General features: G+C 51.6%; 8 protein-coding genes, 16 tRNA genes and 1 riboswitch. Of the genes, 4 read left to right on the forward strand and 20 right to left on the reverse strand.

Annotated elements, in window-relative coordinates; genetic code table 11:
- Positions 1–158: 158 nt before the first annotated feature.
- On the reverse strand, positions 159–1,556 hold the full coding sequence (locus tag M2108_RS25410; protein ID WP_277472138.1) for an MATE family efflux transporter: 1,398 nt from the start codon (positions 1,554–1,556) through the stop codon (positions 159–161).
- A gap of 163 nt (positions 1,557–1,719) precedes the next feature.
- Between M2108_RS25410 and M2108_RS31475 the strand changes: the two genes are divergently transcribed.
- The gene (locus tag M2108_RS31475) at positions 1,720–1,911 is read left to right on the forward strand and encodes a hypothetical protein (protein WP_346780606.1); all 192 of its coding nucleotides are present in this window, start codon (positions 1,720–1,722) and stop codon (positions 1,909–1,911) included.
- A 161-nt stretch (positions 1,912–2,072) separates the two neighbouring features.
- Positions 2,073–2,600, forward strand: a complete 528-nt coding sequence (locus M2108_RS31480) for a helix-turn-helix transcriptional regulator (RefSeq protein ID WP_346780605.1) — start codon at positions 2,073–2,075, stop codon at positions 2,598–2,600.
- An 89-nt stretch (positions 2,601–2,689) separates the two neighbouring features.
- On the opposite strand, the gene M2108_RS25420 is transcribed toward M2108_RS31480, so the two are convergent.
- The 3 genes from M2108_RS25420 to M2108_RS25430 all read right to left on the reverse strand — a co-directional run bounded on the left by M2108_RS25420 (position 2,690) and on the right by M2108_RS25430 (position 5,548).
- Positions 2,690–3,250: a cysteine hydrolase family protein gene (locus M2108_RS25420; RefSeq protein WP_277472137.1), complete on the reverse strand. Its 561-nt coding sequence runs from the start codon at positions 3,248–3,250 to the stop codon at positions 2,690–2,692.
- A 21-nt stretch (positions 3,251–3,271) separates the two neighbouring features.
- On the reverse strand, positions 3,272–4,687 hold the full coding sequence (gene allB, locus M2108_RS25425; protein WP_277472136.1) for an allantoinase AllB: 1,416 nt from the start codon (positions 4,685–4,687) through the stop codon (positions 3,272–3,274).
- Positions 4,688–4,848: 161 nt separating this feature from the next.
- A riboswitch (purine riboswitch) is annotated at positions 4,849–4,951 on the reverse strand.
- A gap of 216 nt (positions 4,952–5,167) precedes the next feature.
- Positions 5,168–5,548 (reverse strand): MerR family transcriptional regulator, encoded by a 381-nt coding sequence (locus M2108_RS25430; RefSeq protein ID WP_277472135.1) that lies wholly within the window; start codon positions 5,546–5,548, stop codon positions 5,168–5,170.
- Between the two features lie 136 nt (positions 5,549–5,684).
- On the opposite strand from M2108_RS25430, the gene M2108_RS25435 reads away from it, so the two are divergent.
- Both M2108_RS25435 and M2108_RS25440 read left to right on the forward strand, forming a co-directional pair.
- Positions 5,685–6,623: an aldo/keto reductase gene (locus tag M2108_RS25435; protein ID WP_277547407.1), complete on the forward strand. Its 939-nt coding sequence runs from the start codon at positions 5,685–5,687 to the stop codon at positions 6,621–6,623.
- Positions 6,624–6,705: 82 nt separating this feature from the next.
- Positions 6,706–7,260 (forward strand): hypothetical protein, encoded by a 555-nt coding sequence (locus M2108_RS25440; protein WP_277472133.1) that lies wholly within the window; start codon positions 6,706–6,708, stop codon positions 7,258–7,260.
- Between the two features lie 265 nt (positions 7,261–7,525).
- Here M2108_RS25440 and M2108_RS25445 read toward each other — a convergent pair.
- The 16 genes from M2108_RS25445 to M2108_RS25520 all read right to left on the reverse strand — a co-directional run bounded on the left by M2108_RS25445 (position 7,526) and on the right by M2108_RS25520 (position 9,088).
- Positions 7,526–7,604: transfer RNA gene (locus M2108_RS25445), tRNA-Leu, on the reverse strand.
- Between the two features lie 27 nt (positions 7,605–7,631).
- Positions 7,632–7,705 (reverse strand) — tRNA-Cys (locus M2108_RS25450).
- A gap of 6 nt (positions 7,706–7,711) precedes the next feature.
- Positions 7,712–7,786, reverse strand: a tRNA-Gly gene (locus tag M2108_RS25455).
- Positions 7,787–7,791: 5 nt separating this feature from the next.
- Positions 7,792–7,866: transfer RNA gene (locus M2108_RS25460), tRNA-Gln, on the reverse strand.
- Between the two features lie 35 nt (positions 7,867–7,901).
- Positions 7,902–7,974, reverse strand: a tRNA-His gene (locus tag M2108_RS25465).
- Between the two features lie 48 nt (positions 7,975–8,022).
- A tRNA-His gene (locus M2108_RS25470) sits at positions 8,023–8,098 on the reverse strand.
- A gap of 25 nt (positions 8,099–8,123) precedes the next feature.
- Positions 8,124–8,197, reverse strand: a tRNA-Trp gene (locus M2108_RS25475).
- Positions 8,198–8,202: 5 nt separating this feature from the next.
- A tRNA-Tyr gene (locus M2108_RS25480) sits at positions 8,203–8,288 on the reverse strand.
- Between the two features lie 5 nt (positions 8,289–8,293).
- Positions 8,294–8,369 (reverse strand) — tRNA-Thr (locus tag M2108_RS25485).
- Positions 8,370–8,389: 20 nt separating this feature from the next.
- Positions 8,390–8,465: transfer RNA gene (locus tag M2108_RS25490), tRNA-Phe, on the reverse strand.
- A 19-nt stretch (positions 8,466–8,484) separates the two neighbouring features.
- A tRNA-Asp gene (locus tag M2108_RS25495) sits at positions 8,485–8,562 on the reverse strand.
- An 8-nt stretch (positions 8,563–8,570) separates the two neighbouring features.
- Positions 8,571–8,644, reverse strand: a tRNA-Met gene (locus M2108_RS25500).
- Between the two features lie 17 nt (positions 8,645–8,661).
- Positions 8,662–8,737, reverse strand: a tRNA-Val gene (locus M2108_RS25505).
- 68 nt (positions 8,738–8,805) lie between these two features.
- Positions 8,806–8,880 (reverse strand) — tRNA-Glu (locus M2108_RS25510).
- A gap of 39 nt (positions 8,881–8,919) precedes the next feature.
- Positions 8,920–9,009 (reverse strand) — tRNA-Ser (locus tag M2108_RS25515).
- 3 nt (positions 9,010–9,012) lie between these two features.
- Positions 9,013–9,088, reverse strand: a tRNA-Asn gene (locus tag M2108_RS25520).
- Positions 9,089–9,193 lie beyond the last annotated feature (105 nt).

Raw genomic sequence — 9,193 nt, forward strand, 5'->3', positions numbered from 1 at the left:
GGTATTCCTGTATTATGTTGCGGTTCTGCGGGTGAACTTTTACAACTTTTGTGCAGGATCACAGGATAATGGACTATATACGCATGCCAAAAAGCCCCGGCATCTCTTCCGCAGAAGAAAGCACCGGGGTAAATCGCCCATTCTACAACTTTAATTGTTTAAAAAGAAGCCTCAGCCGCTTTGCACTGGACAGCCTGCTGGCCTCCATCCTGCGACTCTGCTGCATACAGCACCTTCCGCCCGCGCCAGCGCCGCAGCACCAGCACCCCTCTCGCCGCCTCATCGGCAATCATGCAGCAGTAGATACCGACCAGCCCCCAGCCCCAGCTGATGCCAAGCAGGTAAGACCCTCCGATCCCGATCAGCGTCATGCTGATCAGCGAGATCGTCATCGTATAGCGGGTATCCCCGATAGCGTTAAGCGCGTTGCCCATGGCCATGTTGAGCATTTTACAGGGCTGCAGCAGCAGGTTCAGCGCCAGCAGCGTCACCCCGATCGAGATAATCTCCCCGTCCACCGTAAACATTCCAAGCAGGGACTTGCCAAAAGCGAACAGCAGCACAACATTAGCACTGACAATCGCCAGCCCGATATACAGCGTCCGGAACGCGCTGCGGTAGACCTCGGACAGCTGGCGTGCGCCGAACAAGGTCGCTATCCGGATCTGGCCTGCCATCGCTACCGCATAGCCCAGGGTGAAGCAGAAGGATTCCAGCGTGTTCAGGTAAGTGCGTGCCGCCAGCTCCTTTGCTCCCAGCATGGCCAGAAAGGAGTAAATCGCCAACTGTGAGACTACCCAGGCAGAAGAATTCAGCCCCAGCGGCCAGCTGATCTTCACAATCTCCCCGAACAGCTTCCGCTTGAAGGTAGCGAAGTCCCGCAGCCGGATTCTGCGTTCAAAGGCGCCGCAGAACATCACCAGCAGGACTATTGCGCCAAGCCCTCTGCTGATTACATTGGAGATGGCGATTCCGCCCAGTCCCATCTGTGGCAGCCCGAACATCCCGAAGATAAAAATATAATTCAGAATAATGTGGATCACATTGACTGCAACCCCTGTATACATCGGCCCCTGTGTATTACCCGTGTTGCGGATAGCCGAGCCCAGGGAAGCGGTCAGTCCTACCAGGAATAAACCGCCGCCGACATAAGTCAGATAGACATGGGCAAGCGGGATCAGTTCTCCGGAAATATTCAGCGCTCCGCCGATCGGATCGGCGAACAGAAACATAATGACGCTGACGATAAGTCCCAGCACCGTACTTGCTGTAACTCCCATTATTGCTATTACACGCGCATCCTCCTGCCGCCCTGATCCGAGCCGCTGGGCAATCAGAATGCCCGCCCCGCCGGCAAAGGTGGTGAACAATGTTGTCAGCGCCCCGAACAGCTGGTTCGATATCCCGACGACCGCCACTGCATCGTCCGAAATGCGGCTGACCATAATGGTATCCACGGTTCCCAGCAGCGTCTGCAGAAAAATCTCAATAAAGATCGGCCAGGCCAGCACCCAGAGCCCGACGTTTCCTGTCTTCAGTTTCACGTTGGGTTTCACTAAATGAACTCCCCCTCATCCTGCTGCACTCTTGGATAGTACCCTTGTAACCTGCCTGCAGATTACCTTGCTAGGAGTAAATTATAGGTGATATACTCGGGGAAATGTAGCAAATTCCCAACCTAAACTTTCAATTTCTAAACCTGATCTGCAGGAGGATCCCATGAGTTTGCTTCAATTTTCCAGCCCTCCGCTGCCACATTACATTATTAGCGGACTTACGAATTATTCGCAGGGCTTCCGCCATGTGAACCGCCATAACATTAAGGTGTTCGACCTGCTGGTGGTCCGGGAGGCTGTCTCTATGTTGGCGAAGAGGACCGAACCTATGAAGTCCGGGCAGGAGAAGCGCTGATTCTCCGCCCGGACTGCCACCATTACGGTACCGCAGATTGCCGGGAAGACGGCTCCCACTACTGGCTCCACTTTCAAACCTCGGGTCCGTGGTGTTCTGCAAGCTGTCATGCTGAAGCTCCCCGTGAACGGGATACCACGGAGGAGTCTGCCCATTACAACTTGTATAATGCCCGCACCTTCAGTCTCCGGCTGTCGCAGTATATGACGCTGCTGCAGCCGGCCAGGATGGAGGAGCTGCTCGCCCAGCTCGAGCTCCTTAAGGTTAACGCCCACCTGGATGCCGTCCGCTTCAAGCAGCAGATGCTGTTCCAGGAGGTGCTGCTGCAGCTCTCCGCCTCCGTGCACCGTGAGCGGTCCGCGTCGCAGTCCACCGCCTGTGCGGAGCAGGCGGCCTCCTTTCTCCGCGCCCATTACCGCGAGGAGATTACAATTGGCATGCTGGGCGACTGCCTCAACTTCCATCCGGTCTACATCGCCCGCTGCATGAACCGGGAGTACGGCTGCTCGCCGATGGAATACCTGCTCCGCTACCGGATCGAGCAGAGCAAGCTGCTGCTGATGCAGACCAGCTTCCCGATCGCCCGGATCGCCGAGGAGGTCGGCTTCAACCAGGCGCCTTACTTCAGCTCCAGCTTCATGAAGCTGGAGGGCATTTCGCCGCGCCAGTACCGGCAGCGGTTCTCTTAAACCGCAATACAGCCCCTGCATCACCGGAATCCACTCCGGGAGATACAGGGGCTGTTTTTTAATTGATCAGCTTCACCACTGTTCTATGTTTAGCCTTTTACCACCGCGTACTTCTCTTTATATTGCTCCAGCGTTACCACTTCGCCAAAGATCCCGATGTCGCGCAGCCCCGACTGATGCATCTCCTCATCCTTGGAGGCGCAGCAGTCGCTGATGCACACTACCTTGTACGTATGGTACATTGCATCAGATGCCGTTGAGCGGACGCAGACATTGGTCCATACACCAGTGACAGCCACCGTATCGATGCCCTCTTCCCGCAGGAACAGATCCATATCCGTGTAGCTGAACGCGCTATGGCGTCTCTTTTGCACTACATAATCGCCCTTCGACTCATCCGGTGTAAGCTCGGCGATGAAATCCGATCCCCAGCTGCCTTTGATGGCGTGAACCGGGCGGACGCGGAAGTCGGCATCGTTTTGGCGGTGCGCTTCCTGCACGAAGATCACCTGAATCTCATTTTCATGACTGAAGGCTATCAGATCCTGCAGTGCGGGCACGATCCCTGCACCGTTCGGGCAAGTCAGCGCTCCGTCCGGATGAATAAAATCATTTAACATATCAATGATTACTATGGCGTGTTTTCCCATTTGGTTCACGTTCCTCTCGGTTTAGTATTTCAGCAGCCGCGGAAGCTCGCTGATCGTCTGGCGCTTCACATATTCACCGTGGCCCGGCTTGCCTACAACACCCAGCGTATCGTCATATACCAACGTGCCCCGTACGATGGTTTTATCCACCTTGCCTTTGAGCTTCATGCCGTGGAACGGTGTATATTTCGGCTTGCAGTGCATTTGGTCCTTATCCAGTGTCCATTCTTTCTCCAGGTCCACAATGGTGAAGTCAGCGTCCGTACCGATCTCAAGCGCCCCTTTTTTCGGATACAGGCCGTAGTGAACTGCCGGATTCGTGCACAGCAGCTCTACCAGCCGGGACAGGCTCAGTCTGCCTTTGTTATAGCCTTCGCTGATCATAATCGGCACCAGTGTTTCTACCCCAGGAATCCCCGGGAAAGAAGTCCAGACATCCATGCCCGGCGCATCCTTCTCAGTGGCAATTTCATAAGGGGCATGGTCGGTGGCCATGAAATCGATCGTTCCGTCCGCCAGCCCTTGCCACAGCACTTCATTATCCTTTGCAGTGCGCAGCGGCGGTGCAATCTTGGCGAACGTACCGAACTCGGTCATCGCATCCACCGCGTTCAGCGTCAGGTAGTGCGGACAGGATTCCGCAGTCACCTTGGTTCCCTTCAGCTTGGCCTCACGGATCAGCTCATTCCCTGCTCCTGTACTCATATGCACGATATGCAGCCGGGCACCTGTCTCTTCAGCGAAGCTGATACCGAGCTGGATCGCCGCTTTTTCAGCAAGCGCCATACGCGCTTCTGCCCAGGCCGGGTAGTCCAGACGGCCTTCGCCCTTCAGCTTGTTAGTGAAATAATCGCAGATGGCAAAGTTTTCGGCGTGGATACCGATCGGGAGCCCTGTAGGCGATACAGCGGCAAAAGCCTCCAGCATCTCAGGATCAGTTACACGCGGATAGCTCGGCACCGATGGCGTCATATATACTTTAAAGGCAACTACCCCGTTAGCCACCTGTTCACTGATAATCTCCGGCAGCACGTTGTTACGTACGTCTTCACCTGTAATACCGCCCCACATCGCATAATCGACAATCCCTTTGCCTTCCAGCGCATTCAGCTTGTTAAACAGGTTATCCGCTGAACGTACTGACGGAACGCTGCAGCAAGGCATATCTACAATCATCGTTACCCCGCCGGCTGCGGCACTGGCCGTTCCGGTCACGAAGTCCTCACGGTGCGTAAACCCGGGATCATTAAAATGCGTATGCGAATCAATAACGCCCGGCAGCACCAGCTTGCCCCCGGCATCAATGACCTCAGCCGCATCCGCCTCAATATCTTTGGCAAAGCCCACGATCACTCCATTGTTCACCAGAATGTCTGTCAGCACCTGTCTGTCGCCTTGCGGAATGTTGGCATTTTTAATGATCAGATCATAACTCATGAATACGCACCTCTTCTTCAAGTTTATAGGGTAATCCGTTAGACTGTACTAACATCACGGCTCTCCAAATCTGCGCACAACAAATAAACCCCAGGTCACAAAAGGTACAGGGTAGACACCATACATGCGCCGGGCATACTTGCCTGACACAGAACAGTAAATCCTTTTCCTGCACCTCTTGTAGCCTGGGGCAATTTACGGTCGCCTGGTCGAAACGCTCAAACCGATTAATGAGCTTATACAAGAGCTTATTCTGTTAGTACATCCAAGAAAGTTATCCAAGCAAATGTTATGTTTAGTAACGTAATATCCTTGAATTCCCTTTCTTAATTACCCTAATCATATCATCAGAGATATTACCGTCAAGACACTTAAGCAGTTCGTCATTAAAAAGCCAATTTGTATGTTATATTACCTAACAATTCAGGCTTTTTCCGGCATACTTCCAAGCATATCAGCGACATTCATCACGTTCTGGAATTAATTGTTTTCTGCCTTTGCCTGTTCCTCGAGCGAAGCAAAATAAGCAATCTTATGCTCTACCTTCTCCGCAAAGGTCTGAAAAAACTTAATCTTCTCATCAATGTGCACTTTGTGCTCCTGCAGCAGTCTGCGCTGCTCGGGTAGTGAGCTATGCCCTTCCTTGGTGAGCGAGATGAACTGTTTAATGTCGGCAATCGGCATTCCGGTGTCCTTCAGACAGCAGATCAGCGAGATCAGCTCCAGATCCTCATCATGGAAACAACGGTTTCCATTCTCGTCCCGGGATACTTCAGGCAGTACACCCTCTCTTTCGTAATAACGCAGCGTATATTGGCTCAGTCCGCTTTTTTGTGATATTGTCTTTATGCTGTATCCCAAGATTGCAGCTCCCTTCTGCCGTAAGGCTACGGCCCATCTCTAAGGTAACACCATTTCTCTGCAATTAAAAGCGCTTCAAAAATCTGTTTGACTTACACTTAACTCTAAGGTCTACACTGAATGAGGAACCTTACAAATGAGGAGTGAATGTACAGTGGTAAACAAAATCAAAGCAGGCAGCAGCCAGCTTGAGGTAGCAGAAATCTCTCTAGGATGTATGCGGATCGCCGAGCTTTCCCCACAGGAAGCGGATGTCCATATTCACAGTGCAGTTGAAGCGGGAATCGACTTTTTTGACCATGCGGATATTTATGCCGGCGGTAAAGCTGAAGAGGTATTTGGAGATGTAGTTGCAGCAAGCCCGGGTATGCGCGACCAGCTGCTGATTCAGACCAAATGCGGAATCCGTGACGGATTCTTCGACTTTTCCAGGGATCATATCGTACAGTCGGTTGAGAACAGCCTGAAGCGCCTCAAGACCGATTATGTTGATGTACTGCTGCTGCACCGCCCGGACACTTTGATGGAGCCTGAGGAGGTCGCGGAAGCCTTTGATTACCTGGAGCAAAAGGGTATGGTCAAGCACTTCGGTGTCAGCAACCTGAACCCGCTGCAAATTGAGCTGCTCAAAAAGAACGTCAAACAGCCCCTGCTCTTCAACCAGCTGCAGCTTAGCATCATGGTGTCCGGAATGATTGATGCCGGCTTCAATGTGAACATGACCAATTCCGCTTCTGTTGTGCATGACGGAGGAATCCTGGAGTACAGCCGTCTGCACGACATGACAATCCAGCCTTGGTCCCCATTCCAGTATGGTTTCTTTGAAGGCGTATTCCTTGGCAATGACAAATTCCCTGAGCTGAATGAAGTAATCGATCGTCTGGCAGCTGAAAAAGGAGTCGCTGACACCGCAATCGCCATCGCCTGGCTGTTAAGACATCCCGCCAGCATGCAGCCGATTGTCGGAACAACAAACACACAGCGTCTGCTCGATATCGCCAAAGCTTCTGACATTACCCTGACCCGTCAGGAATGGTACGAAATTTACCGTGCCGCCGGCAATAAGCTGCCTTAAGCAGCGGACGAGCCCTATAGCACCTATATAAAAAAATTAGAGTACTTTACCAGCCCCGACGGCAGGTGGAGTACTCTTTGCTTTGCTTCTTTTAACAGCAGTGACTGAATGCTTTGACAGCCTGCGGCTCCTTGCGCTATTTTTAACTCATTATTCAATAGGAGAACGGAGCCTGATAATGGGGTTACACTACATAGGGTTTATCCTGCCACTTTTAATTTTGCTGCCGAATCTGCTGTTTATCTTCTTTGCTCCGCGTTATGTCCCGTCATCAATCACTGCTCCGCCTGTAATCTTTACTATATTGGAACGGGCCGGTCAGATTAGCTGCTTTTCTTTGCCCATCCTGTTTGGACACAGAATTGCTGTTCAGCCCGTAACCTCTTTAAGCTGGTTAATGTTAATCTGCTTAATCTTTTATTATATGTGCTGGGTACGCTACTACCGTTCCGGCAGACCATTTGGCATGCTATTTAAACCGCTGGGCCCGCTTCGTTTACCTATGGCCGTATTCCCAGTCCTCTATTTCAGTCTGCTTGCATTATGGATACACTCTCTTCTCTTTGCTGCAGCTGCCGCAGTCTTTGCCATCGGACATCTTATTGTAAGCTGGAACACCTATAAACAGATCAGATAAATAATGCCTTCATGTGCTTGTAACAGGGTCTATAATCAGCTTGAAACTATAATCACTGATAAAAGCGAATAAAAACGTATTAAACAATGAACTCCTCAGGGTAGTTGGGGTCATTGAAGATTCGATCGTATGCGGCATGGAAGAAGAGCCAACGGGTGTGTCCATACGTATACAACAGCTGCTGCTGAAGTTAGAGGGATAGGCAGTTATGTCCATAAAAATAAAAGAGTGCATTAGAGAATATCTCCATTGCACTCTTTAGCTATACCGGCGAGAGGACTCGAACCTCCACGGTTTCCCACTCGATTTTGAGTCGAGCGCGTCTGCCATTCCGCCACGCCGGCGTATTCAGTTGATCATTTAAAAATCAATGGAGGCGCCACCCAGACTCGAACTGGGGATAAAGCTTTTGCAGAGCTTTGCCTTACCACTTGGCTATGGCGCCATAAAATGGAGCGGACGACGGGAATCGAACCCGCGACCCTCGCCTTGGCAAGGCGATGCTCTACCGCTGAGCCACGTCCGCATAAATGGCTGGGGATATAGGATTTGAACCTATGCATGACGGAGTCAAAGTCCGTTGCCTTACCGCTTGGCTAATCCCCAATATTCATTTTACATTCATTTGTAATAATAAAAGGGGCGACTGATGGGTCTCGAACCCACGAATGCCGGAACCACAATCCGGTGCGTTAACCCCTTCGCCACAGTCGCCATATTAAACTGATATTACATTGAGTCAAGTGAATACTTGTAAAGTAATGGGGCGGCCGATGGGTCTCGAACCCACGAATGCCGGAACCACAATCCGGTGCGTTAACCCCTTCGCCACGGCCGCCATATTAAGCTTTAAAGTATTTCATTGGCAGGGGCAGCAGGAATTGAACCCACACCAACGGTTTTGGAGACCGTTGTTCTACCTTTAAACTATGCCCCTAAAGATGGTGGAGGCTGATGGATTCGAACCACCGAACACGTACGTGAGCAGATTTACAGTCTGATGCGTTTGGCCACTTCGCTAAGCCTCCACAGATGGTGCCGGCGAGAGGACTTGAACCCCCAACCTACTGATTACAAGTCAGTTGCTCTACCAATTGAGCTACACCGGCATATTCTATTGTAATAATCATGGTGGCGCGGGAGGGAATCGAACCCCCGACACAAGGATTTTCAGTCCTTTGCTCTACCGACTGAGCTACCGAGCCAAGAAAATTGTAATACTAATGGCGGAACCGACGGGATTCGAACCCGCGATCTCCTGCGTGACAGGCAGGCATGTTAGGCCAACTACACCACGGTTCCATAATGAATTGCGGGGGCAGGATTTGAACCTGCGGCCTTCGGGTTATGAGCCCGACGAGCTACCGGGCTGCTCCACCCCGCGTCAGTAAAAAATATATATGGTGGAGGCTGAGGGGATCGAACCCCCGACCCTCTGCTTGTAAGGCAGATGCTCTCCCAGCTGAGCTAAGCCTCCATCAAAACCAGCAACTTTTATATCATATCATTTCCCTCTGATAAAGTCAATCTTTATTTAAGGAATAATGGTGACCCGTAGGGGATTCGAACCCCTGTTACCTCCGTGAAAGGGAGGTGTCTTAACCCCTTGACCAACGGGCCATGCTGTAAATCTTACTCCCTTTAAGGGAGGTAATACTACGGAGAGAGAGGGATTCGAACCCTCGAGACGCTTGTGGCGCCTACACGATTTCCAATCGTGCTCCTTCGGCCAAACTCGGACACCTCTCCAGATGGCTCCCCGAACAGGACTCGAACCTGTGACAACTCGATTAACAGTCGAGTGCTCTACCAACTGAGCTATCAGGGAATATACATACCAGGCTTGATCACCTGAAAACTGAATCCGAAACGAAGATGCGTTTGCCCTTGTTATGGGGCCCCCGGAAAGTATTCCGATTCGGCTTCGTCAGCC

Origin of the sequence: Paenibacillus sp. PastM-3 (assembly GCF_029893965.1) — a bacterium.
In the GTDB taxonomy this organism is placed as follows: Bacteria; Bacillota; Bacilli; order Paenibacillales; family Paenibacillaceae; genus Paenibacillus_AQ.

Bases quoted from the DNA above. Each gene is read 5' to 3' on its own strand.
- M2108_RS31475 (WP_346780606.1), top strand. From the start codon at position 1,720: ATGAGTTTGCTTCAATTTTCCAGCCCTCCGCTGCCACATTACATTATT.
- M2108_RS25420 (WP_277472137.1), bottom strand. From the start codon at position 3,250: ATGGGAAAACACGCCATAGTAATCATTGATATGTTAAATGATTTTATT.
- allB (WP_277472136.1), bottom strand. From the start codon at position 4,687: ATGAGTTATGATCTGATCATTAAAAATGCCAACATTCCGCAAGGCGAC.
- M2108_RS25435 (WP_277547407.1), top strand. From the start codon at position 5,685: ATGAGGAGTGAATGTACAGTGGTAAACAAAATCAAAGCAGGCAGCAGC.